The following is a 23,409-nucleotide window of genomic DNA, read 5'->3' as shown; positions in this document are numbered from 1 at the left end:
TCTGCTTTTGCCCACCCTTTCAACGAATCAACCTGACGACCCGATGAATAAAGCGCTCACCGATCTGTCCTCCCACACGCCGATGATGCAGCAGTACTGGCGCCTCAAGAACCAGCACCCCGACCAGCTGATGTTCTATCGCATGGGCGACTTCTACGAAATCTTCTATGAGGACGCGAAGAAGGCCGCCAAGTTGCTGGACATCACCCTGACCGCGCGCGGGCAGTCGGCTGGCCAGGCGATTCCGATGTGCGGGATTCCTTATCACGCCGCCGAAGGTTACCTGGCCAAGCTGGTGAAGCTCGGCGAGTCGGTGGTGATCTGCGAACAGGTCGGCGACCCGGCCACCAGCAAGGGCCCGGTGGAGCGCCAGGTGGTGCGGATCATCACCCCGGGGACCGTCAGCGACGAGGCCCTGCTCGACGAACGCCGGGATAACCTGATCGCGGCGGTGCTGGGCGACGAGCGCCTGTTCGGCCTTGCGGTGCTGGACATCACCAGCGGCAATTTCACGGTCCTGGAAATCAAGGGCTGGGAAAACCTGCTGGCCGAGCTGGAACGCATCAACCCGGTGGAACTGCTGATCCCGGACGACTGGCCACAAGGCCTGCCGGCGGAAAAACGCCGTGGCGTGCGCCGTCGCGCGCCTTGGGACTTCGAACGCGACTCGGCCCACAAGAGCCTGTGCCAGCAGTTCTCCACCCAGGACCTCAAGGGTTTCGGCTGCGAGAACCTGACCCTGGCCATCGGCGCCGCCGGCTGCCTGCTGAGCTATGCCAAGGAAACCCAGCGCACCGCCCTGCCCCACCTGCGCAGCCTGCGTCACGAGCGCCTGGACGACACTGTGGTGCTCGACGGCGCCAGCCGGCGCAACCTGGAGCTGGACACCAACCTCGCCGGCGGCCGCGACAATACCCTGCAGTCGGTGGTCGACCGTTGCCAGACCGCCATGGGCAGCCGCCTGCTGACCCGCTGGCTGAACCGCCCGCTGCGCGACTTGAAAGTCTTGCAGGCGCGACAGACTTCGATTGGCTGCCTGCTGGACGGTTACCGTTTCGAAAGGCTGCAACCGCAGCTCAAGGAGATCGGCGACATCGAGCGGATCCTCGCCCGTATCGGCCTGCGCAACGCCCGCCCCCGCGACCTGGCGCGCCTGCGCGATGCCCTGGCGGCGCTGCCGGAACTGCAAGTGGCGATGACCGAACTCGAGGCCGAGCACCTGAGCCAACTGGCTGTGACCACCAGCACTTACCCGGAACTGGCCGCGCTGCTGGAGAAAGCCATCATCGACAACCCGCCGGCGGTGATCCGCGATGGCGGCGTACTGAAGACCGGTTACGACGCCGAGCTGGACGAACTGCAATCGCTGAGCGAAAACGCCGGCCAGTTCCTTATCGACCTGGAAGCCCGGGAAAAGGCCCGTACCGGCCTGGCCAACCTGAAAGTCGGCTACAACCGGATTCACGGCTACTTCATCGAATTGCCAAGCAAACAGGCGGAACAGGCCCCGGCGGACTACATCCGCCGCCAGACCCTCAAGGGCGCCGAACGCTTCATCACTCCGGAGCTCAAGGCCTTCGAGGATAAGGCGCTATCCGCCAAGAGCCGCGCCCTGGCCCGCGAGAAGATGCTCTACGAAGCCTTGCTGGAGACCCTGATCGGTCACCTGCCGCCGTTGCAGGACACCGCGGGGGCGCTGGCTGAGCTGGACGTGCTGAGCAACCTGGCCGAGCGAGCGCTGAATCTCGACCTCAATTGCCCGCGCTTCGTCAGCGAGCCGTGCATGCGCATCACCCAGGGTCGCCACCCGGTGGTCGAGCAGGTCCTGACCACGCCGTTCGTGGCCAACGACCTGAGCCTCGACGATCAGACCCGGATGTTGGTGATCACCGGCCCGAACATGGGTGGTAAGTCCACTTATATGCGGCAAACCGCGCTGATCGTTCTGCTGGCCCATATCGGCAGCTTCGTGCCGGCAGCGAGCTGCGAGCTGTCCCTGGTGGACCGGATCTTTACCCGGATCGGCTCCAGCGATGACCTGGCCGGCGGCCGTTCCACCTTCATGGTGGAAATGAGCGAAACCGCCAACATCCTGCATAACGCTACCGAGCGCAGCCTGGTGCTGATGGACGAAGTGGGTCGCGGCACCAGTACCTTCGATGGTCTGTCCCTGGCCTGGGCTGCGGCAGAACGTCTCGCCCAGCTGCGGGCGTACACCCTGTTCGCCACCCACTACTTCGAGCTCACCGTCCTGCCGGAAAATGAACCGCTGGTGGCCAACGTGCACCTCAATGCCACCGAGCACAACGAACGCATCGTGTTCCTGCACCACGTGCTGCCAGGTCCTGCCAGCCAGAGCTATGGCCTGGCCGTGGCCCAGCTGGCGGGGGTTCCGAGCGATGTCATCGTCCGTGCCCGCGAGCACCTGAGTCGCCTGGAGACCACCAGCCTGCCCCATGAAGCGCCGTCTCCGGTAGCGGGCAAGCCTTCGGTCCCGCAGCAAAGCGACATGTTCGCCAGCCTGCCGCACCCGGTACTCGATGACTTGGCCAAGCTCGATCTGGACGACATGACCCCGCGCAAGGCACTGGAAATGCTCTATACATTGAAGACACGCATCTAACGCTGATGCTTTCAAGCTGTTAGAATCTCGCGCGGTTTGGGATGCTGCGGACTATTAGCCTGGTCCGCAGACTATCGCTCCCGAACCTGGCGACCCCGTCCTGAAGGGGCTCCGCTGCCGCCGCCTGAGGAGAGAATTAGAAATGACCTTCGTCGTCACCGACAACTGCATCAAGTGCAAGTACACCGACTGCGTAGAAGTCTGTCCGGTGGACTGCTTTTACGAAGGCCCGAACTTCCTGGTGATTCACCCGGATGAGTGCATTGATTGCGCGCTGTGCGAGCCTGAATGCCCCGCTGTAGCGATCTTCTCCGAGGACGAAGTTCCAGAAGAGATGCAGGAATTCATTCAGTTGAACGTTGAGCTGGCCGAGATCTGGCCCAACATCACTGAAAAGAAAGATTCCCTGCCCGATGCCGAAGAGTGGGATGGCGTCAAAGGCAAGATCAAGGATCTCGAACGCTGATTACCTCGCGTTCCCCAAAAAGGCCCGTTGCGGGCCTTTTTGCTGTTCCGGATTCACTTTTACGCAGGCAAAAAAAGGGGCGGTATGACCCGCCCACCTTTTTTCCCTAGTCCCTGTGTTCCTTTTCATCGTCCTGATGAATCGCGTCCTGCGATGTCCTGACCATCATCCTTGATGGCTGTGTCTATCCGTTGACACAGGGCTGATATTAGAGAGTTTCCATGACAGAGCAATGGCACTGACAGGTAGAAAACGTGTCGAAGACTGTTCTAAGCATTAAAATAAGTTTTTATAAATCAACAAGATAACTAAAAACCTCAGATCAAACAGACAACTTTCATACTGCATAAAAACCGAACACTTACGAAAGAGTCAGCCTTTACTTACATGCTCGTTCAGCTATTGAACATGCGCCTGCGTATTTCATCTGACTCCTATCTATTACCCAATAAAAAGCCCCGAACGTGTCGGGGCTTTTCACGGCAGGATCGCTCGTGCCGTTACTGGAACAGCGACTCGCTGGAGAGGCCGTTCTTCTCGAGGATCTCACGCAGACGCTTGAGACCTTCGACCTGGATCTGGCGTACCCGCTCTCGGGTGAGCCCGATCTCCAGGCCCACATCTTCCAGGGTGCTGCTCTCGTGGCCGCGCAAGCCGAAGCGGCGAACCACCACTTCACGCTGCTTGTCGGTCAATTCGGAAAGCCACTGATCGATGCTTTGCGACAGGTCGTCATCCTGCAGCAGCTCGCACGGATCGGTAGGACGATCGTCGGTGAGGGTGTCCAGCAGGGTTTTATCCGAATCCGGACCCAGCGAGACGTCGACTGAAGAAACCCGCTCGTTCAAGCCCAGCATGCGCTTGACCTCACCTACCGGTTTCTCCAGCAGGTTGGCGATTTCTTCAGGGGAGGGTTCATGGTCGAGTTTCTGTGTCAGCTCCCGTGCTGCCCGCAGGTAGACGTTGAGCTCTTTGACCACATGAATCGGCAGCCGGATAGTCCGGGTCTGGTTCATGATTGCCCGTTCGATGGTTTGACGGATCCACCAGGTGGCATAGGTCGAGAAGCGGAAACCGCGCTCCGGATCGAACTTCTCCACCGCCCGGATCAGACCGAGGTTGCCCTCTTCGATCAGGTCCAGCAGCGAAAGCCCACGATTGACATAACGTCGGGCGATTTTCACCACCAGACGCAGGTTGCTTTCAATCATGCGCTTGCGCCCGGCCGGATCGCCACTTTGCGACAGACGCGCAAAATGAACTTCTTCTTCCGGAGAGAGCAATGGGGAAAAGCCGATTTCATTGAGATACAGCTGCGTCGCGTCGAGCGCTCGCGTGTAATCAATGTATTTGTGTTGTTTCAATGAAGCGGAGTGTTTGGATTTGGCACGAACTGAAGGTACAGCAGATCCCTCATTCGACATCGAATCAGTGGCGATATCCGTCTCCATAAGGAGAACTTCATCGTCGATGTCAAACTCCGGCACTTCTTTACTGAGAGCCATTGTTATAGTCCTTTGGTGAGTTCGACCTCAGGCTCAAGCGACGCCTTTATCCTTGGCAACGCTGGAACCTGTTCCCTCTACGTGACGGAACAGGCTTGGTAACGGATCAACGACGTGGCAGGAATTGCAGCGGATCTACAGGTTTACCTTGTCGGCGAATCTCAAAGTGCAGTTTCACCCGGTCTGTACCAGTTGATCCCATTTCGGCAATTGTCTGTCCGACTTTGACCTGCTGCCCCTCCCGAACCAACAGCCTACGGCTGTGGCCGTAAGCACTGACGTAGGTATCGCTGTGTTTGATGATGACCAGTTCGCCGTAGCCCCTTAAGCCACTCCCGGCGTAAACCACCGTCCCATCAGACGCAGCTAAAACAGGCTGTCCCAAATCCCCGGCGATATCAATGCCTTTATTCAAACTACCGTTTGAAGAGAATTTTCCAATCAGAATACCGTTCGCAGGCCAGCCCCAGCCCTTTGGCGCGGGGCCTGCAGGCGGTAATGGAGCCGGCGCGGGCTGGCTCGCAATCGTTGGCGCGGCCCCTGCCGGACGACGAATTACCGTGGTTTTACTTGAAGAAGATGCACTGGAAGCCGACTTTGTAACCACGGCTGTCGGGGCCGAACCCGAGCGGCCGTCGAAGCGGATGGTCTGCCCCGGGTGAATGGTATACGGCTCGGCAATATTGTTGCGCGCGGCCAGGGCCTTGTAGTCCCAGCCATAACGGAAGGCGATGGAGAACAGGGTGTCGCCGCGACGAACCGTGTATTGCCCCGTGGTCACCGTCGGGCGCTGCGGTACCGCGCTGGTGCGATCGACGACCCGGGCGCTGCTCGACTTATTGCTCGAACAGCCGACCAACAGAGAACTCAAGACAAGGCCAATCACCAGTCGCTGAAAGCTTGTTGTACCCATACGCTGCGCAATGACTGTGAGACTCACCCGCCGCTCCCTTTGTGGTGGTTGAAGATAATTAGTGCCTGGCTCAGGCATGAAATGTCGCAAGTATAACCGGCTACCCACGCTTTATTCCCGGCAAAGCGAAATCGGCAGGCACCAGCATATCGATCAGGGTTCAAGGTTACTTAACCGATTGATCAAGCTGTAAGACCAAGCCGATCAAACAGAATTCACCCGTTCCAAACAAATGCTCAGGCCAATGGCCCGTTGAGCAAGGGAACGAAGCGAACCGAGCCGAGAACCTGCCGTGAAAACCCCTGCTCCTCACGAATGACCAGCATCAGTTGCTGCACTTCGCCGGCACCGACTGGAATCACCATCCGGCCACCGGGCGCCAATTGGTCCAGCAGGGCCTGGGGGATATCGGTGGCGACCGCCGTCACGATGATCCCGTTGTACGGCGCCAGCGCCGGCCAGCCCTCCCAGCCGTCGCCCCAGCGGAATACCACGTTGCGCAGGTTCAGTTCGACCAGACGCTCCTTGGCCCGATCCTGCAACACCTTGATGCGCTCGACCGAGAACACCCGCTCCACCAGTTGCGACAATACCGCTGTCTGGTAACCCGACCCGGTGCCGATCTCCAGCACCTTGTCCAACGGGCCAGCCGCCAGCAGCAACTCGCTCATGCGCGCCACCATATAAGGCTGCGAGATCGTCTGGTTGTGCCCGATCGGCAGGGCCGTGTCTTCATAGGCGCGATGCGCCAGGGCCTCGTCGACGAACAGATGCCGCGGTGTACGCCGAATGACTTCCAGTACCTGGGCGTTGGACAGGCCTTCATCGTAAAGACGCTGGATCAGGCGTTCGCGGGTACGCTGGGAAGTCATCCCGATACCGCGACGCAACAAATCGTCCTGTTCGCGAGCCATCAGCGCAGCCCCTCCAGCCAGCCATCAAGACTTCTGAAGGCATCATTGAAGGTGCGATCGAGCTGCAACGGCGTGATCGAGACATAGCCCTGCATGATGGCGTGGAAGTCCGTACCCGGGCCACCGTCCTCGGCGTCCCCTGCTGCGGCGATCCAATAACCGGCCTTGCCGCGCGGGTCGACCGTCTTCATCGGCGCCGTCGCCCGGGCGCGATGGCCCAGGCGGGTCAGCTGAATGCCGCGAATATGATCAAGGGGCAGATTGGGGATGTTCACGTTCAGCACGGTACGTGGTGGCAGATCCAGCTGCCCGTGGGCCTCGACCAGTTTGCGGGCGAAATAGGCAGCCGTCGGCAGGTTATCCACCTGACGCGAAACGAACGAAAAGGCAAACGCCGGCAGGTTCAGGAAACGCCCTTCCAGGGCTGCGGCGACGGTGCCGGAATACAGCACATCGTCACCCAGGTTCGCCCCGAGGTTGATTCCGGACACGACCATGTCCGGATCGCGCTCCAGCAGCCCGTTGAGGCCCAGGTGCACGCAATCGGTGGGGGTGCCATTGATACTGATGAAACCGTTACTCAAGGTGTGCGGGTGCAACGGCCGGTCCAGCGTCAGCGAGCTGCTGGCGCCGCTTTTGTCCTGGTCCGGGGCGATCACCACGCACTCGGCGTAATCCGCCAGCGCAGCATGAAGCGCGGCGAGACCGGGTGCTGTTACACCATCGTCGTTAGAAATCAGAATACGCATGGGCTGTCCGTCTGCCCCACCGGCACCAGATCGACGAGTTCACGCACCAATACGGTGGCGAAGCATCCGGCCGGCAGGACGAATTCCAGTTGCAGAATGTCAGGCTCGGGATAATGCCACGTCAACCCGCCAATGGGCAGCCGCAGGATGCGACGTTCGTGGCTCATTCCGGCTTTAATCAACCAATCGCGCAGATCCGCTTCGTCGGCAGCCACCTGCTGTTCCAGCAGCTGGGTCGCCCCGGCGGCAGGCGATTCGCCTTCGCCCCACTGCGGGCCGGTCGGGTGCAAGTCGAGGATGGCCAGGCGCGGATCGCTGCATTCGGCTTCGCCGGCCGGGAAAAAACTGCGGCTGTCGGTGAAGGCCAGCAGGTCGCCGACCTGGGCCCGTTGCCAGCTGCCATCGGCCACGCGCGCCGCCAGCACCCGGTTGAACAGATAGCTGCGCGCGGTGGAAAGCAGCCGCGAACGTACATTGCGCTGCTCCGGCAAGGCCTTGCGGGCGGCCCAATCGCGGGCATCGACCAGATTACCGCCGTTATGGCCAAAACGCTGGGCGCCGAAATAATTGGGGATGCCGTGTTTGACGATCGATTGCAGGCGCTCCTCGATCCCCGCCTTGTCTGCCTTCAATTCGGTCAGGCGCAGGGTAAAGCCGTTGGCCGCATGGGCGCCGCGTTGCAGCTTGCGCTTGTGGCGGGTCAGCTTGAGGATCTTCAGCGTGTCGTTTTCAGCCGCCGACAGATCGGGATCCGCCTTGCCAGGCAGTTGGATGCTGAACCACTGCCGGGTCAGCGCCTGGCGATCCTTCAAGCCGGCATAGCTGACGGTGCGCAACGGCACACCCGCGGCCTTGGCAATCCGCCGCGCCGCTTCTTCGGTGTTCAGGCCGCGCTTTTCCACCCACAACCACAGGTGTTCGCCTTCGCCGGTCAGGGGAATGTCCAGAACTTCGTCGACCTGGAAGTCTTCGGCCGTGGCCTTCAATACCGCACTACCCAGGGCTTGGCCATAGGCCCGCGGGCCCAACAGTTGCAGTTCGTTCATGCGCGCAGCAACAAGGCAACGGAATGCACGGCGATGCCTTCTTCGCGCCCGACGAAGCCGAGCTTTTCGGTGGTGGTGGCCTTGACGTTCACTTGATCCAACTCGACTTGCAGATCCGCGGCAATCAGCGCGCGCATCGTTTCAATATGGGGAGCCATCTTCGGCGCCTGGGCCACGATGGTGTTATCGACGTTGCCGACCTTCCAGCCCTTGGCATGGATCAGTGCGACGACATGACGCAACAGCGCACGGCTGTCGGCGCCCTTGAACTGCGGATCGGTGTCCGGGAAATGTTTGCCGATGTCGCCCAGTGCGGCAGCACCCAGCAAGGCATCGCTCAGAGCATGCAACAGCACGTCGCCGTCGGAGTGGGCGAGCAGCCCGAAGCTGTGTGCAATACGCACGCCGCCCAGAGTGATGAAATCGCCTTCAGCGAAACGGTGCACATCGTAGCCGTGGCCAATACGCATAAAAAAACGCCCTGATTGAGTCAGGGCGTGATTCTACCTGCTTTGGCGGACATTAGCCGCTCAGAGCGCGCGCATGATGCTGCAGGTGGTCGCCGATGAAGCTGGCGATGAAGAAATAGCTGTGGTCGTAGCCGGGTTGCAGGCGCAACGTCAGCGGATGACCGGCGGCTTTCGCCGCCTGTTGCAGCACTTCGAGCTTGAGCTGATTGGCCAGGAAATCGTCACGATCGCCCTGGTCCACCAGCAACGGCAGCTTTTCACTGGCTTCCTGGATCAGCACGCTGGCATCCCATTCGCGCCAACGGGAGCGCTCTTCGCCCAGGTAACGGGAAAAGGCTTTCTGCCCCCATGGGCAATCCATCGGGTTGCTGATCGGTGCGAAGGCCGACACCGACTGGTAGCGCCCCGGATTGCGCAACGCGCAGACCAGAGCACCGTGGCCGCCCATGGAGTGCCCGCTGATGCCGCGCTTGTCCGAGGCCGGGAAATGCGCCTCGACCAATGCCGGCAGCTCCTGCACTACATAGTCATGCATGCGGTAATGCTCGGCCCAGGGCTGCTGGGTGGCATTCAGATAGAACCCGGCCCCCAGGCCGAAGTCCCAGGCGCCATCCGGGTCGCCCGGCACGCCAGGGCCACGCGGGCTGGTATCCGGCGCGACAATGATCAACCCCAGCTCGGCGGCCAGACGCTGGGCACCGGCCTTTTGCATAAAGTTCTCGTCGGTGCAGGTCAGGCCGGACAACCAGTACAGCACCGGCAGCTTGCCGCCCTGCTCCGCCTGCGGCGGCAGGTACACGGCGAACACCATGTCGCAGCCCAGCACCTCGGAATGATGCTTGTAGCGTTTGTGCCAGCCGCCGAAGCTTTTCTGGCAGGACAGGTTTTCCAGACTCATGGGCATTTCAGCCGCAGGCTTCAAGCTTCAAGCTGCAAGTTGGCGGTGATCGCTCTTGCAGCTTCCGGCTTGCAGCTTGCCACTGCTCCTTAGAAATGAATGACGGTACGGATGCTCTTGCCTTCATGCATCAGGTCGAAGGCCTTGTTGATGTCCTCCAGCCCCATGGTGTGGGTGATGAAGGTATCCAACGGGATTTCGCCGCTCTGGGCCATTTCCACATAGCTTGGCAACTCGGAGCGACCACGCACGCCACCGAACGCCGAACCGCGCCAGACTCGACCGGTAACCAGCTGGAACGGACGGGTGGAGATTTCCTGGCCGGCACCGGCCACGCCGATGATCACCGACTCGCCCCAGCCCTTGTGGCAGCACTCCAGTGCGGCACGCATCAGTTGCACGTTGCCGATGCATTCGAAGGAGAAGTCCACGCCGCCGTCGGTCATGTCGACGATGACCTCCTGGATCGGCCGGTCGAAGTCTTTCGGGTTCACGCAATCGGTGGCGCCCAGCTGCTTGGCGATCTCGAACTTGGCCGGGTTGATGTCGATGGCGATGATCCGGCCAGCCTTGGCTTTCACGGCACCGATCACCGCCGACAGGCCGATGCCGCCCAGACCGAAGATCGCCACGGTATCGCCGGCCTTGACCTTGGCGGTATTGATCACCGCACCGATCCCGGTGGTGACGCCGCAACCCAACAGGCAGACTTTTTCCAGAGGCGCTTCTTTAGGGATCTTGGCTACCGAGATTTCCGGCAACACGGTGTACTCGGAAAAGGTCGAGGTGCCCATGTAGTGGAAAATCGGCTGGCCTTTATAGGAGAAACGGGTGGTGCCGTCCGGCATCAGGCCCTTGCCCTGGGTGGCGCGGATCGCCTGGCACAGGTTGGTCTTGCCCGACAGGCAGAATTTGCACTTGCCGCATTCCGGGGTGTACAGCGGGATCACATGATCGCCCACGGCCACCGAGGTCACGCCCTCGCCGATGGCCTCGACCACGGCACCGCCTTCGTGACCGAGGATCGACGGGAAGATGCCTTCCGGGTCGGCCCCGGACAGGGTGTAGGCGTCGGTGTGGCACACGCCGGAAGCGACGACCCGCAACAACACTTCGCCGGCCTTGGGCATGGCGACATCGACTTCAACGATCTCAAGGGGTTTCTTGGCCTCGAAGGCAACGGCAGCGCGCGACTTGATCATCCTGGGTCTCCAGCGAATAAAAACGAGACAGGGAGTGTAAAACAGCGCCTGACGATGAATAATCCGGACAAAAGCAAAACATTATTGCTGTACAGGGACAATCACCATGAACGAGAACCGCTGGGAAGGCATCGACGAATTCGTCGCCGTGGCCGAGTGCAGCCAGTTCACTGCCGCCGCGGAGCGCCTCGGGGTGTCGTCTTCCCATATCAGCCGGCAGATCGTCCGCCTGGAAGAACGGCTGCAGACCCGCCTGCTGTATCGCAGTACCCGCCGAGTGACCCTGACCGAGGCCGGGCAGACTTTCTTGCAGCATTGCCAGCGCCTGCAGGACGGGCGCGAAGAGGCATTGCGCGCCGTCGGCGACCTGACCAGCGAACCCAAGGGCATGCTGCGCATGACCTGCGCGGTGGCCTACGGCGAGCGGTTTATCGTGCCGCTGGTCACCAGTTTCATGGGGCTTTATCCGCAACTGCGGGTGGATATCGAACTGAGCAACCGGCCCCTGGACCTGGTGCACGAGGGCCTGGACCTGGCGATTCGCCTCGGTCGCCTGCAGGACTCACGACTGGTGGCGACCCGCCTGGCGCCACGCCGCATGTACCTCTGCGCCTCGCCGTCCTACCTGGAACGCTACGGCCGCCCCCACAGCCTGTCGGAATTGAGTCGCCACAACTGCCTGATCGGCAGCTCGGACATCTGGCAGCTGGAGCAGGACGGCCGCGAGTTCTCCCAGCGGGTGCAAGGCAACTGGCGCTGCAACAGCGGGCAGGCCGTGCTGGATGCAGCGCTACAGGGGGTTGGCCTCTGCCAGCTACCGGATTATTACGTGCTGGAGCATTTGCATCAGGGCAGCCTGATTTCCCTGCTCGAGGCGCATCAGCCGCCGAATACCGCGGTGTGGGCGCTGTATCCGCAACAACGGCATCTGTCGCCCAAGGTGCGCAAGCTGGTGGACTATCTCAAGGAGGGGTTGGCCAAACGGCCGGAGTACAAGGATTGATCCGTAGCCGCTGCGGCAGGCTGCGATCGGCTACGCAATACCCGTCATAGCGGACAACGCGGTCGATCGGCTTGAAGTACATGACGACTACAAAAACGCGTCCCGTTCCGGGCCGTTCGCAGCCTGCGGCAGCGGCTACAGGGGCCCGCGAAAAGCTACGCTCAGCGGCGATTGGCCCAACGCTGGCGCAGCCACTCCAGGTCTTCCGGACGGGTCACCTTGAGGTTGTCCGAACGCCCTTCGATCAGGCGTGGCGCCTGGCCGGCCCATTCCATCGCCGACGCTTCATCGGTAATCGCCACATCCGCCACCAGGCTGTCGGCCAAGGCGCGATGCAAGGCGCCAAGACGGAACATCTGCGGCGTATAGGCTTGCCAGATCAGGCTGCGGTCCACGGTTTCCAGCACCCGTCCGTGCTTGTCGATCCGCTTCAGGGTGTCACGGGCCGGCACCGCGAGCAGGCCGCCCACCGGGTCATCCGCCAGTTCGCTCAGCAGCTTGTCCAGGTCATCACGGGACAGGTTCGGCCGTGCGGCATCGTGAACCAGCACCCAGTCTTCATCCGCAGCGCCCTGGGCATGCAGATGGAGCAAGGCATTGAGGACCGATCCGGAACGCTCCGCACCGCCTTCGACCCGCTGGATCCTTGGGTCATGGGCACAGGCCAGGGTCGGCCAGTAAGGATCGTCAAGCGCCAGGCTGACCACCAGCCCCTTCAGGCAAGGATGGTCGAGGAAACAGCCGAGGCTGTGTTCGAGAATAGTGCGCCCGCCCAGTTGCAAGTATTGCTTGGGACGGTCCGCGGCCATGCGGGCACCGACGCCCGCGGCAGGAATCACGGCCCAGAAGGCCGGTAACGACTGGATCATTGGGCCAACTGGTAGAGGGTTTCGCCCTCCTTGACCATGCCCAGTTCATGACGAGCCCGCTCTTCCACGGTCTCCATGCCTTTCTTCAATTCCATGACTTCCGCGTCGAGTACACGATTGCGCTCCAGCAAGCGCTCGTTTTCAGCGCGCTGATCGGCAATTTGCTGAGTCAGGTCGGTTACCTGCGCCAAGCTGCCATTCCCCACCCAGAGGCGGTACTGCAGGCCAGCCAGCAGCAAGAGCAAGACGAGGAACAACCAATTGGGACTGCGCATCGAATATCGGGTATCCAGTGAAAAAAGACAGCCATGCCAACAACTTCGAACCTACTGACAGCACGAAGCCTGGAAGAACCAGGCTTGTGCTCTTAAGGCATCAGATTAGTGGCAAAAATCTCGCTGATGCGATTTTTCTGACCCAATCCGGTGTCTTTGTACCATCTACCGCTTAACCGCGAAACTCGCTGCGGCCGTTGTACTTGGCTTTGCCATTCAATTGCTCTTCGATACGCAGCAATTGGTTGTACTTGGACACGCGGTCGGAACGGCACAGCGAACCGGTCTTGATCTGGCCAGCCGAGGTGCCCACGGCCAGGTCGGCAATGGTCGAGTCTTCGGTTTCGCCGGAACGGTGCGAAATCACTGCGGTGTAACCGGCAGCCTTGGCCATCTGGATGGCTTCCAGGGTTTCGGTCAGGGTGCCGATCTGGTTGAACTTGATCAGGATCGAGTTGGCGATCTTCTTGTCGATGCCTTCTTTCAGGATCTTGGTGTTGGTCACGAACAGGTCGTCGCCCACCAGTTGGGTCTTCTCGCCGATCTTGTCGGTGAGGATCTTCCAGCCAGCCCAGTCGGACTCGTCCAGACCGTCTTCGATGGAGATGATCGGGTAACGCTCGGTCAGGCCTTTCAGGTAGTCGGCGAAACCTTCAGCGGTGAACACCTGGCCTTCGCCGGACAGGTTGTACTTGCCGTCTTCGAAGAACTCGCTGGCTGCGCAGTCCAGAGCCAGGGTCACGTCGGTGCCCAGCTTGTAACCAGCGTTGGCCACGGCTTCGGAGATCACTTTCAGGGCGTCTTCGTTGGAAGCCAGGTTCGGCGCGAAACCACCTTCGTCACCCACGGCGGTGCTCAGGCCACGGGCCTTCAGCACGGCTTTGAGGTGATGGAAAATCTCGGTGCCCATGCGCAGGCCTTCGGAGAAGGACTTGGCGCCCACCGGCTGCACCATGAATTCCTGGATGTCGACGTTGTTATCGGCGTGCTCGCCACCGTTGATGATGTTCATCATCGGCACTGGCATCGAGTAGACGCCCGGTGTGCCGTTCAGGTTGGCGATGTGCGCGTACAGCGGCAGGTCCTGGTCCTGTGCTGCTGCCTTGGCCGCGGCCAGGGAAACGGCGAGGATCGCGTTGGCGCCCAGGGTGGCCTTGTTGTCGGTACCGTCCAGCTTGATCATTGCCTGGTCGAGGGCTTTCTGGTCGCTTGGGTCTTTACCCAGCAGCAGGTCACGGATCGGACCATTGATGTTGGCTACGGCCTTCAGTACGCCCTTGCCCAGGTAACGGCTCTTGTCGCCATCACGCAGCTCCAGCGCTTCACGCGAGCCGGTGGAGGCACCGGACGGCGCGCAGGCGCTGCCGATGATGCCGTTATCGAGAAGCACGTCCGCTTCGACGGTGGGGTTGCCACGGGAGTCGAGAACTTCACGACCTTTGATGTCGACGATTTTTGCCATTGTTGTAAACACTCCAAAGTTGACGAAAACGACGCAGCTGAAGGGAATCTCTTTACCATCGGCAAGCAGGGAACAGGAGGCAGACTTGCGGACGATAAGGCTCAGGCCCGCGGGCCTGAGCAATTAATCGTGCGGTACTTTACCGGAGAAATCGGTTTTACGCGGTCTCTACCGTCGGAAAACTCTTAACCAGTTCGTCCAGGGCCTTGAGCTGGGCCAGGAAAGGTTCGAGCTTGTCCAGACGCAGGGCGCATGGACCGTCGCATTTGGCGTTGTCCGGGTCCGGGTGGGCTTCCAGGAACAGGCCGGCCAGGGACTGGCTCATGCCGGCCTTGGCCAGGTCGGTGACCTGGGCACGGCGACCACCAGCCGAATCGGCGCGACCGCCGGGCATTTGCAGCGCGTGGGTCACATCGAAGAACACCGGGTATTCGAACTGCTTCATGATGCCGAAGCCGAGCATGTCCACCACCAGGTTGTTGTAGCCGAAGCTCGAACCACGCTCGCAGAGGATCAACTGATCGTTACCCGCTTCCTCGCATTTGCTCAGGATGTGTTTCATTTCCTGGGGCGCAAGGAACTGGGCTTTCTTGATGTTGATCACCGCACCGGTCTTGGCCATCGCGACCACCAGGTCGGTCTGGCGCGACAGGAAGGCCGGCAGCTGAATGATGTCGCAGACCTCGGCGACGACCGCGGCCTGGTAGGGCTCGTGGACGTCGGTGATGATCGGCACGCCGAAGGCTTGCTTGATGTCCTGGAAGATGCGCATGCCCTCTTCCAGGCCAGGACCACGATAAGAGGTCACAGAAGACCGGTTGGCCTTGTCGAAACTGGCCTTGAACACGTAAGGGATACCGAGCTTTTCGGTGACCTTCACGTACTCTTCGCAGACCTGCATGGCCATGTCACGGCTTTCCAGCACGTTCATGCCGCCGAACAGCACCATGGGCTTGTCGTTGGCAATCTCGATGTCGCCGACGCGGATGATCTTCTGTGCCATCGGGGTTACGCCTTCTTCTGGTGTTGAGCCAAAGCCGCCTTGACGAAGCCACTGAACAGCGGATGGCCGTCACGTGGGGTCGAGGTGAACTCAGGGTGGAACTGGCAGGCGACGAACCATGGATGATCCTGCGCCTCGACCACTTCAACCAGCGCGCCATCGCCGGAACGACCGGAAATTTTCAGACCGGCGTCGATCATCTGCGGCAGCAGGTTGTTGTTCACTTCGTAGCGATGACGGTGACGCTCGACGATCACGTCCTTGGCGTAGCAATCGTGCACCTTGGAGCCAGCTTCGAGCAGGCATTCCTGAGCGCCGAGACGCATGGTGCCGCCCAGGTCGGAGGCCTCGGTACGGGTTTCGACGGCGCCGGTGGCATCTGCCCACTCGGTGATCAGGCCGACGACCGGGTGGCCGCTGGCGCGATCGAACTCGGTGGAGTTGGCGTCTTTCCAGCCCATGACGTTACGAGCGAACTCGATCACGGCCACTTGCATGCCCAGGCAGATACCCAGGTACGGCACCTTGTTTTCGCGAGCGTACTGGACGGCGGTGATCTTGCCTTCCACGCCACGCAGACCGAAGCCGCCTGGAACCAGGATCGCATCGACGCCTTCAAGCAGCGCGGTGCCCTGGTTCTCGATGTCTTCGGAATCGATATAGCGCAGGTTGACCTTGGTGCGGTTGGTGATGCCGGCGTGACTCATCGCTTCGATCAGCGACTTGTAGGCGTCGAGCAACTCCATGTACTTGCCGACCATGGCGATGGTGACTTCGTGCTCGGGGTTGAGCTTGGCGTCGACCACCTTTTCCCACTCGGACAGATCGGCACCGTTGCATTGCAGGCCGAAACGCTCGACGACGAAATCGTCCAGACCCTGCGCGTGCAGCACGGCCGGGATCTTGTAGATGGTGTCGACGTCTTCCAGGGAGATTACCGCGCGCTCTTCAACGTTGGTGAACAGCGCGATCTTGCGACGCGAGGACACATCCACCGGATGGTCGGAGCGGCAGATCAGCACGTCAGGCTGCAGGCCGATGGAACGCAGCTCTTTCACCGAGTGCTGGGTTGGCTTGGTCTTGGTCTCGCCAGCGGTAGCGATGTACGGAACCAGGGTCAGGTGCATCAGCATCGCGCGTTTGGAACCGACTTCGACACGCAGCTGGCGGATGGCCTCGAGGAACGGTTGCGACTCGATGTCGCCCACGGTGCCGCCGATCTCTACCAGGGCCACGTCGGCATCGCCGGCGCCCTTGATGATGCGACGCTTGATTTCGTCGGTGATGTGCGGAATCACCTGGATGGTGGCGCCCAGGTAATCACCACGGCGCTCTTTGCGCAGCACGTGCTCGTAGACACGACCGGTGGTGAAGTTGTTGTTCTGGGTCATGGTCGTGCGGATGAACCGCTCGTAGTGGCCCAGGTCCAGGTCGGTCTCGGCGCCGTCGTGGGTGACGAACACTTCACCGTGCTGGAACGGGCTCATGGTGCCCGGGTCGACGTTGATGTACGGGTCCAGCTTGAGCATGGTGACCTTAAGTCCCCGCGCCTCCAGGATGGCCGCCAATGAAGCCGAGGCAATGCCTTTCCCCAATGAAGAAACAACACCGCCCGTGACGAATATGTAGCGCGTCATGAAAAACCCTAGAAGTCTGCGTTAAAGCGGTCCGAGCCGCCGGGGAAAGCGAAGGAAGGCCGAAGCCCCCGATCACCTGCATTAATCACAGTGCACCTTTCAAAAAAACCGCCGCGTTGGGACAGACCGGAAGAAAAAACACCGGTACGTTGCTCGCTACACATTTTTTGGAATCGCCCAGCAAAGACTGCTTGGTAATCGGCAACTCCTGCAATTCAGGCGAATCCACAGAAGTTGTATCAAGAAGGGAGCGTAGTCTACCGGAAAGGGACTTTCAGCTCAAACCTTGATCGCTCGAAGGCGGCTGCCAATGCAATTGCCAACCTTCATGGGCATTTGCGTCAAGACCTGGCAGGTTCGCCACCGCGAGCAATTCTTCGCCTCGATACAGCAGCGGCAATCTGCCACGGACGAAGGCTGGCAGACCTGCCTCGTTGAGCAGACGCTTAAGGTCGCGGTGGCCGCGTCCTGGCAATTGCATCACCTCGCCCCCCTGACGGTAACGCACTTGCAAAGGTCCTTGCGGCGCGCCACCGATGAGTTGCAGTTGACCATTACCCGGCAACGACAGAGGCGCAGCGGTATCGACCCAACTCGGTGCAGACAGTACCGGTTGCAGCCAGCTATCCGACAACCACCAGACGCGCCCTGCCGCCCGCTGCAACTCGCCCTGCCCCAGCCGCCATACCGGACGGCTGTCGCACGCGGCATCGCGCAGCGTCTGCCAGCCCGCCCAGTGATCGCTGTCCGGCAGTGGCGTGAAGCGGCTCAACCAGTGACTCAGGGCATTGCGCTGACGCGCCTGCGACAAGCCGAGCAAAGGCGCCAGCGCCAGGGACGGCAACCTCAGCCATTCGAACTCAACGCCCTTGACCGCCTCTTGCAGATCGATAATGGCCAGCTCATCCAGCAACTCCCGGGCCTCACGCAAATGCGCCGCGCTACGCGCCATGCTGCTGGCAGCTTGTGGCCAGCGGGCGGTCAGCAATGGGAATACCTGATGGCGCAGGTAATTGCGGGAGAACTGCCGGTCCTGGTTGGAGGGGTCGTCGATCCAGTGCAACTGGTGATCCCGAGCGTAACGCTCCAGTTCGTCGCGGGAGACGTCGAGCAAAGGCCGCAGCAAATGCCCCTGTCCCAACGCACGCGACGCCGGCATGGCCGACAGCCCCCTGACTCCGGCCCCACGCAGCAGACGGAACAACAGGGTTTCCGCCTGATCGTCGCGGTGCTGGGCCGTCAGCAGCAACTCATTGCTGCCGGTTATCTCTTCGAACACGGCATAACGCGCTTCCCGCGCCGCGCGCTCGAGACTGGCTCCTGGTTGCACCTGCACCGCCACTACCTGCAACGGCACAGCCAAAGCCTCGCACTGGGCCCGGCAATGCTCCGGCCAGGCGTCAGCCGCAGCCTGAAGGCCGTGATGCACGTGTATGGCGGTCAAAGGGGGAAGTCTGTGTCGCTGCTTGAGTTGGGCAAGCAGGTGCAGCAGGACGGTGGAATCGAGGCCACCAGAGAATGCGATGCGCCAGGCCGATCGATCCAGCCAGGGCAGGAGGCGTTGCAACAGTTTTTGCGTGAGGGCTGTATCGAATGGGCTCATGAATGGAGCGGATCCTGAGTAGAGACCGAGCGTGCTCGCAGTGCCTGAAAAGCCTCGACCTGAATGGCCGAGGCGCCCATTTCGCGAGCAAGCCCACCCCTACAAGGAGCGTCGATCTATCAGAGACCGTAGCTCATCAGGCGATCGTAACGACGGGCCAACAGGGTGTCGTTATCCATCTTCTTGAGCATCGCCAGCTGGGAAGTCAGCTCGGTACGGATCAGAGCGGCAGCGGCAGCCGGATCACGGTGCGCACCACCCAGTGGCTCGCCAATGACCTTGTCGACAATGCCCAGGCCTTTCAGGCGCTCGGCGGTGATACCCATGGCTTCGGCGGCATCCGGTGCTTTCTCGGCGGTTTTCCACAGGATCGAGGCGCAGCCTTCCGGCGAAATTACCGCGTAAGTGGAGTACTGCAGCATGTTCAGCTGATCGCAGACACCAATGGCCAGCGCACCGCCGGAACCACCTTCACCGATCACGGTGGCGATGATGGGGGTTTTCAGGCGTGCCATGACGCGCAGGTTCCAGGCGATGGCCTCGCTCTGGTTGCGCTCTTCGGCGTCGATGCCCGGGTAGGCGCCCGGGGTGTCGATGAAGGTCAGGATCGGCATCTTGAAGCGCTCGGCCATTTCCATCAGGCGGCAGGCCTTGCGATAGCCTTCAGGACGCGGCATACCGAAGTTGCGACGGACCTTCTCGCGCACTTCACGGCCTTTCTGGTGACCGATGATCATGACCGGCTGGTCGTCCAGACGGGCAACGCCGCCGACGATCGCAGCGTCGTCGGAGAAGTGGCGATCGCCATGCAGTTCGTCGAACTCGGTGAAGATGTGCTCGATGTAGTCCAGGGTGTACGGACGACGCGGGTGACGCGCCAGGCGTGCGATCTGCCAGCTGGTCAGCTTGCCGAAGATGTCCTCGGTCAGTGTGCTGCTCTTGTCTTGCAGGCGGGAGATCTCATCGCCGATATTCAGCGAATTGTCATTACCGACCAAGCGCAACTCTTCGATCTTGGCTTGCAGGTCGGCGATCGGCTGTTCGAAATCAAGAAAATTCGGGTTCATAGGCGTCCGTCTTGGGTCGACGTCCAAGAAAGCTTGGGCCGGCCGGTTGTCTATTCGCGCCCTACCTTAAGGGAGAGGCGCGTTCAGGTCGAGATTAAAAATTCGGGTCGAGATCGGCGCACTTTTATGGCGCCAGACCGTCAACGGTATTGGAGGAAGACGTTGTCTCGCCCGAACTGGTCACGCAGGGCTTGAATCAAGGCATCCGCCGGATCGATCCGCCAGGCTTCGCCGAACTGCAGCAAGGCCTTGGCGTCCTCCTTGGTGTACTCCATGGAGATCGGGCAAGCGCCGCGATGGCGTTTGCACAACTCCCCCAGCCAGCGTAGCTGATCGCCCTTGAGGGCTTCGGTATGCACCTTCAGGCGCAGGCTTTCCGCCAGATTGGTGCGCGCATCTTCCATGCTCATCACCCGCTTGACCCGCAGGCGCAGACCGCCGGAGAAGTCGTCGTTGCTGACCTCGCCCTCGACCACCACCATCGCGTCGGTCTGCAGCAGGGACTGGGCCGAATGGAAGGCCTCGGCGAACAGCGAAGCCTCGATCCGCCCCGAACGATCGTCAAGGGTAATGAACCCCATCTTGTCGCCCTTCTTGTTCTTCATGACCCGCAGGGCAATGATCATGCCCGCGACGGTCTGGGTATCGCGCGCCGGCTTCAGGTCGACGATGCGCTGGCGGGCGAAACGGCGGATCTCACCTTCGTATTCGTCGATCGGGTGCCCGGTCAGGTACAGGCCAAGGGTATCTTTCTCCCCTTTCAGGCGCTCCTTGAGGGTCAGTTCCTTGGCCTTGCGATGATTGGCGTAGACGTCCGCATCTTCTTCGACGAAGACCCCGCCGAACAGGTCGGCGTGGCCACTGTCGGCGGTACGCGCGGTCTGCTCGGCCGCCTTGACTGCTTCCTCCAGGGCCGACAACAGCACCGCGCGGTTGCGGTCAATGTTGGCCTGGTAGGCCTTGATTTCGTCGTGGAAGTAGGGCCCCAGGCGGTCCAGGGCACCACTGCGGATCAACGCATCGAGGGTACGCTTGTTGATGCGCTTGAGGTCGACCCGGCTGCAGAAGTCGAACAGATCCTTGAACGGACCACCTTCGGCACGGGCCTCGACGATCGCCTCCACCGGCCCCTCGCCCACGCCCTTGATCGCTCCCAGGCCATAGACGATGCGGCCGTCGTTATTAACGGTGAACTTGAAGTCGGAACTGTTCACATCCGGAGCATCGAGGCGCAGCTTCATGCTGCGCACTTCTTCGATCAGCACCACCACCTTGTCGGTGTTGTGCATATCCGCGGACAGTACCGCGGCCATGAAAGGCGCCGGGTGATGCGTCTTGAGCCACGCAGTCTGGTAGGACACCAGGCCGTAGGCGGCCGAGTGGGACTTGTTGAAACCGTAGCCGGCGAACTTTTCCACCAGGTCGAAGATGTTGCCCGCCAGGTCGGCATCGATATTGTTGTTGGCACAACCTTCGATGAAGCCGCCGCGTTGCTTGGCCATCTCCTCGGGTTTTTTCTTACCCATGGCACGACGCAGCATGTCGGCCCCGCCAAGGGTGTAGCCCGCCATCACCTGGGCAATCTGCATCACCTGTTCCTGATACAGAATGATGCCGTAGGTCGGCGCCAGTACCGGCCGCAGGCCCTCGTACTGGTAATCCGGATGCGGATAGGCCAGTTCGGCGCGACCGTGCTTACGGTTGATGAAGTCGTCCACCATGCCCGACTGCAACGGACCAGGACGGAACAGCGCTACCAGTGCGATCAGGTCTTCCAGACAGTCGGGCTTGAGCTTTTTGATCAGCTCTTTCATGCCTCGGGATTCGAGCTGGAACACCGCAGTGGTCTCGGCCTTCTGCAACAGCTCGTAAGTCTTCTTGTCGTCCAGCGGGATGAAGTCGATGTTGACGTCGGGCAGGTTCTTTTTGACCTGCTCGCGGTTGATGGTCTCCATCGCCCACTTGATGATGGTCAGGGTCCGCAGGCCGAGGAAGTCGAACTTCACCAGGCCGGCGGCCTCGACGTCGTCCTTGTCGAACTGGGTCACCAGGCCGTCGCCGGCTTCGTCGCAGTAGATCGGCGAGAAGTCGGTCAGCTTGGTCGGGGCGATAACCACACCACCGGCGTGCTTGCCGACGTTACGCACCACGCCCTCGAGCTTGCGCGCCATTTCCCAGATTTCCGCCGCTTCTTCATCGACCTTGATGAAGTCACGCAGGATTTCTTCCTGCTCGTAGGCTTTTTCCAGGGTCATGCCGACTTCGAAGGGAATCATCTTCGACAGACGGTCAGCCAGGCCGTAAGACTTGCCCTGCACCCGCGCCACGTCACGCACCACCGCCTTGGCGGCCATGGAACCGAAGGTGATGATCTGGCTTACCGCGTTGCGGCCGTATTTCTCGGCCACGTAGTCGATGACCCGGTCACGACCGTCCATGCAGAAGTCGACGTCGAAGTCGGGCATGGAAACCCGTTCCGGGTTGAGGAAACGTTCGAACAGCAGGTCGTAGGCCAGCGGGTCGAGGTCGGTGATCTTCTGCACGTAGGCCACCAGGGAGCCGGCACCCGATCCCCGGCCTGGCCCCACCGGCACACCGTTGCTCTTGGCCCACTGGATAAAGTCCATAACGATCAGGAAGTAACCGGGGAACCCCATCTGGATGATGATATCCAGCTCGAAATTCAGCCGGTCGACATACACCTGGCGCTTGGCTTCATAGTCTTCGGTGGTGTCCTTGGGCAGCAGCACGCTGAGGCGCTCTTCCAGCCCGTCGAACGACACCTTGCGGAAATACTCATCGATGGTCATGCCATCGGGAATCGGATAGTCAGGCAAGAAGTGCTTGCCCAGCTTCACTTCGATATTGCAGCGCTTGGCGATCTCGACCGTGTTTTCCAGGGCCTCGGGCAGGTCGCTGAACAATTCGGCCATTTCCTCGGCGCTTTTCAGGTACTGCTGGTCGCTGTAGTTCTTCGAACGGCGCGGGTCGTCGAGGGCACGGCCTTCACCGATGCAGACCCGGGTTTCATGGGCCTCGAAGTCTTCGCGCTTGATGAACCGCACATCGTTGGTCGCCACCAGCGGCGCGCCGATCTTGTCCGCCAGGGCCACAGCTGCGTGCAACTGCTCTTCGTCGTTGGGACGGTTGGTACGCTGCACTTCCAGATAGAAACGATCCGGGAACACCGCCATCCACTCGCGCGCCAGGGTTTGCGCTTCTTGCAGATCGCCAGAGAGCAAGGCGATACCGATCTCACCCTCTTTCGCGGCCGAGAGCATGATCAGGCCCTCGGCGGCCTCGGCCACCCACTCGCGCTCGATGATGATCTGGCCATTACGCTGGCCATCGATGAAGCCGCGGGAAATCAGCTCGGTCAGGTTGCGATAGCCCACGGCATTCATCACCAGCAGGCTGATGCGGCTCAGTGGATTCTCGGGATCCTTGTTCGACAGCCACAAGTCGGCACCACAGATCGGCTTGATCCCGGTGCCCATGGCCGCCTTGTAGAACTTGACCAGAGAACACATGTTGTTCTGGTCGGTAACCGCCACGGCGGGCATGCCCATGCCGGCCAACGTCTTGACCAGCGGTTTGATCCGCACCAGACCGTCAACCAGGGAATATTCAGTGTGCAGGCGTAGATGAACGAATGAAGCCGGCATAGTGATCCTGTAAGAAAGCGCGAAAACAACAAGGCCCGG

Annotated in this window: 19 protein-coding genes; 3 read left to right on the top strand and 16 right to left on the bottom strand. The window is 60.9% G+C overall.

Translation table 11 applies throughout. The annotated features are described in order from the left end of the window. Positions 1–43 precede the first annotated feature (43 nt). Both mutS and fdxA read left to right on the top strand, forming a co-directional pair. Positions 44–2,623, top strand: a complete 2,580-nt coding sequence (gene mutS, locus AC3RCP_RS07155; RefSeq protein WP_009042404.1) for a DNA mismatch repair protein MutS — start codon at positions 44–46, stop codon at positions 2,621–2,623. Positions 2,624–2,765: 142 nt separating this feature from the next. Continuing rightward, positions 2,766–3,089, top strand: a complete 324-nt coding sequence (gene fdxA / locus AC3RCP_RS07150) for a ferredoxin FdxA (protein WP_007924025.1) — start codon at positions 2,766–2,768, stop codon at positions 3,087–3,089. Between the two features lie 500 nt (positions 3,090–3,589). Here fdxA and rpoS read toward each other — a convergent pair whose 3' ends face one another. The 8 genes from rpoS to AC3RCP_RS07110 all read right to left on the bottom strand — a co-directional run bounded on the left by rpoS (position 3,590) and on the right by AC3RCP_RS07110 (position 10,786). Next, positions 3,590–4,594, bottom strand: coding sequence for an RNA polymerase sigma factor RpoS (gene rpoS / locus AC3RCP_RS07145; protein WP_007924026.1), 1,005 nt, complete (start codon positions 4,592–4,594; stop codon positions 3,590–3,592). Positions 4,595–4,700: 106 nt separating this feature from the next. Next, a complete protein-coding gene (locus AC3RCP_RS07140; protein ID WP_007924027.1) occupies positions 4,701–5,534 on the bottom strand; it encodes a peptidoglycan DD-metalloendopeptidase family protein in 834 nt (277 codons plus the stop codon). Between the two features lie 209 nt (positions 5,535–5,743). After that, the gene (locus tag AC3RCP_RS07135; protein WP_172963011.1) at positions 5,744–6,379 is read right to left on the bottom strand and encodes a protein-L-isoaspartate(D-aspartate) O-methyltransferase; all 636 of its coding nucleotides are present in this window, start codon (positions 6,377–6,379) and stop codon (positions 5,744–5,746) included. A gap of 41 nt (positions 6,380–6,420) precedes the next feature. Beyond that, entirely contained in the window at positions 6,421–7,170 is a 750-nt protein-coding gene (gene surE / locus AC3RCP_RS07130) for a 5'/3'-nucleotidase SurE (protein WP_492569404.1), read from the bottom strand. Continuing rightward, positions 7,158–8,216 (bottom strand): tRNA pseudouridine(13) synthase TruD, encoded by a 1,059-nt coding sequence (truD, locus tag AC3RCP_RS07125; protein ID WP_101336970.1) that lies wholly within the window; start codon positions 8,214–8,216, stop codon positions 7,158–7,160. The genes surE and truD overlap by 13 nt, the downstream gene beginning before the upstream one ends. Further along, positions 8,213–8,686: a 2-C-methyl-D-erythritol 2,4-cyclodiphosphate synthase gene (gene ispF / locus AC3RCP_RS07120; protein WP_007924033.1), complete on the bottom strand. Its 474-nt coding sequence runs from the start codon at positions 8,684–8,686 to the stop codon at positions 8,213–8,215. The genes truD and ispF overlap by 4 nt, the downstream gene beginning before the upstream one ends. 52 nt (positions 8,687–8,738) lie before the next feature. Further along, the gene (fghA, locus tag AC3RCP_RS07115) at positions 8,739–9,590 is read right to left on the bottom strand and encodes an S-formylglutathione hydrolase (RefSeq protein WP_492569402.1); all 852 of its coding nucleotides are present in this window, start codon (positions 9,588–9,590) and stop codon (positions 8,739–8,741) included. Between the two features lie 83 nt (positions 9,591–9,673). Further along, on the bottom strand, positions 9,674–10,786 hold the full coding sequence (locus AC3RCP_RS07110; RefSeq protein WP_007924035.1) for an S-(hydroxymethyl)glutathione dehydrogenase/class III alcohol dehydrogenase: 1,113 nt from the start codon (positions 10,784–10,786) through the stop codon (positions 9,674–9,676). Between the two features lie 106 nt (positions 10,787–10,892). On the opposite strand from AC3RCP_RS07110, the gene AC3RCP_RS07105 reads away from it, so the two are divergent. Then, on the top strand, positions 10,893–11,789 hold the full coding sequence (locus tag AC3RCP_RS07105) for a LysR substrate-binding domain-containing protein (RefSeq protein ID WP_007924036.1): 897 nt from the start codon (positions 10,893–10,895) through the stop codon (positions 11,787–11,789). Between the two features lie 161 nt (positions 11,790–11,950). Here AC3RCP_RS07105 and ispD read toward each other — a convergent pair whose 3' ends face one another. The 8 genes from ispD to dnaE form a co-directional block, all read right to left on the bottom strand. Beyond that, on the bottom strand, positions 11,951–12,658 hold the full coding sequence (ispD, locus tag AC3RCP_RS07100) for a 2-C-methyl-D-erythritol 4-phosphate cytidylyltransferase (protein ID WP_053259806.1): 708 nt from the start codon (positions 12,656–12,658) through the stop codon (positions 11,951–11,953). Then, positions 12,655–12,933 (bottom strand): cell division protein FtsB, encoded by a 279-nt coding sequence (ftsB, locus tag AC3RCP_RS07095; RefSeq protein ID WP_007924039.1) that lies wholly within the window; start codon positions 12,931–12,933, stop codon positions 12,655–12,657. Before ftsB ends, ispD begins: the two co-directional genes overlap by 4 nt. A 172-nt stretch (positions 12,934–13,105) precedes the next feature. After that, positions 13,106–14,395 (bottom strand): phosphopyruvate hydratase, encoded by a 1,290-nt coding sequence (eno, locus tag AC3RCP_RS07090; RefSeq protein ID WP_009042397.1) that lies wholly within the window; start codon positions 14,393–14,395, stop codon positions 13,106–13,108. Between the two features lie 157 nt (positions 14,396–14,552). Then, complete coding sequence (kdsA, locus tag AC3RCP_RS07085; RefSeq protein ID WP_009047224.1) at positions 14,553–15,398, bottom strand: 3-deoxy-8-phosphooctulonate synthase; 846 nt, start codon at positions 15,396–15,398, stop codon at positions 14,553–14,555. A gap of 5 nt (positions 15,399–15,403) precedes the next feature. Further along, positions 15,404–17,035, bottom strand: a complete 1,632-nt coding sequence (pyrG, locus tag AC3RCP_RS07080) for a CTP synthase (RefSeq protein WP_101336968.1) — start codon at positions 17,033–17,035, stop codon at positions 15,404–15,406. A 274-nt stretch (positions 17,036–17,309) separates the two neighbouring features. Further along, positions 17,310–18,638: a tRNA lysidine(34) synthetase TilS gene (gene tilS, locus AC3RCP_RS07075; protein ID WP_492569398.1), complete on the bottom strand. Its 1,329-nt coding sequence runs from the start codon at positions 18,636–18,638 to the stop codon at positions 17,310–17,312. A 119-nt stretch (positions 18,639–18,757) separates the two neighbouring features. Next, on the bottom strand, positions 18,758–19,705 hold the full coding sequence (locus AC3RCP_RS07070) for an acetyl-CoA carboxylase carboxyltransferase subunit alpha (protein ID WP_007924049.1): 948 nt from the start codon (positions 19,703–19,705) through the stop codon (positions 18,758–18,760). A gap of 140 nt (positions 19,706–19,845) precedes the next feature. Then, positions 19,846–23,370, bottom strand: a complete 3,525-nt coding sequence (gene dnaE, locus AC3RCP_RS07065; RefSeq protein ID WP_101336966.1) for a DNA polymerase III subunit alpha — start codon at positions 23,368–23,370, stop codon at positions 19,846–19,848. Between the last annotated feature and the right edge of the window lie 39 nt (positions 23,371–23,409).

It is taken from the genome of Pseudomonas sp. GW822-FHT05A08 (assembly GCF_058800485.1).
Note: the sequence above shows the minus strand (reverse complement) of the source record. Positions and strands in the feature narration are given on the sequence as shown.

Excerpts from the sequence above, each read along its gene's own strand:
- mutS (WP_009042404.1), top strand. The coding sequence starts at position 44 with ATGAATAAAGCGCTCACCGATCTGTCCTCCCACACGCCGATGATGCAG.
- fdxA (WP_007924025.1), top strand. The coding sequence starts at position 2,766 with ATGACCTTCGTCGTCACCGACAACTGCATCAAGTGCAAGTACACCGAC.
- rpoS (WP_007924026.1), bottom strand. The coding sequence starts at position 4,594 with ATGGCTCTCAGTAAAGAAGTGCCGGAGTTTGACATCGACGATGAAGTT.
- AC3RCP_RS07135 (WP_172963011.1), bottom strand. The coding sequence starts at position 6,379 with ATGACTTCCCAGCGTACCCGCGAACGCCTGATCCAGCGTCTTTACGAT.
- surE (WP_492569404.1), bottom strand. The coding sequence starts at position 7,170 with ATGCGTATTCTGATTTCTAACGACGATGGTGTAACAGCACCCGGTCTC.
- truD (WP_101336970.1), bottom strand. The coding sequence starts at position 8,216 with ATGAACGAACTGCAACTGTTGGGCCCGCGGGCCTATGGCCAAGCCCTG.
- ispF (WP_007924033.1), bottom strand. The coding sequence starts at position 8,686 with ATGCGTATTGGCCACGGCTACGATGTGCACCGTTTCGCTGAAGGCGAT.
- fghA (WP_492569402.1), bottom strand. The coding sequence starts at position 9,590 with ATGCCCATGAGTCTGGAAAACCTGTCCTGCCAGAAAAGCTTCGGCGGC.
- AC3RCP_RS07110 (WP_007924035.1), bottom strand. The coding sequence starts at position 10,786 with ATGATCAAGTCGCGCGCTGCCGTTGCCTTCGAGGCCAAGAAACCCCTT.
- AC3RCP_RS07105 (WP_007924036.1), top strand. The coding sequence starts at position 10,893 with ATGAACGAGAACCGCTGGGAAGGCATCGACGAATTCGTCGCCGTGGCC.
- ispD (WP_053259806.1), bottom strand. The coding sequence starts at position 12,658 with ATGATCCAGTCGTTACCGGCCTTCTGGGCCGTGATTCCTGCCGCGGGC.
- ftsB (WP_007924039.1), bottom strand. The coding sequence starts at position 12,933 with ATGCGCAGTCCCAATTGGTTGTTCCTCGTCTTGCTCTTGCTGCTGGCT.
- eno (WP_009042397.1), bottom strand. The coding sequence starts at position 14,395 with ATGGCAAAAATCGTCGACATCAAAGGTCGTGAAGTTCTCGACTCCCGT.
- kdsA (WP_009047224.1), bottom strand. The coding sequence starts at position 15,398 with ATGGCACAGAAGATCATCCGCGTCGGCGACATCGAGATTGCCAACGAC.
- pyrG (WP_101336968.1), bottom strand. The coding sequence starts at position 17,035 with ATGACGCGCTACATATTCGTCACGGGCGGTGTTGTTTCTTCATTGGGG.
- tilS (WP_492569398.1), bottom strand. The coding sequence starts at position 18,638 with ATGAGCCCATTCGATACAGCCCTCACGCAAAAACTGTTGCAACGCCTC.
- AC3RCP_RS07070 (WP_007924049.1), bottom strand. The coding sequence starts at position 19,705 with ATGAACCCGAATTTTCTTGATTTCGAACAGCCGATCGCCGACCTGCAA.
- dnaE (WP_101336966.1), bottom strand. The coding sequence starts at position 23,370 with ATGCCGGCTTCATTCGTTCATCTACGCCTGCACACTGAATATTCCCTG.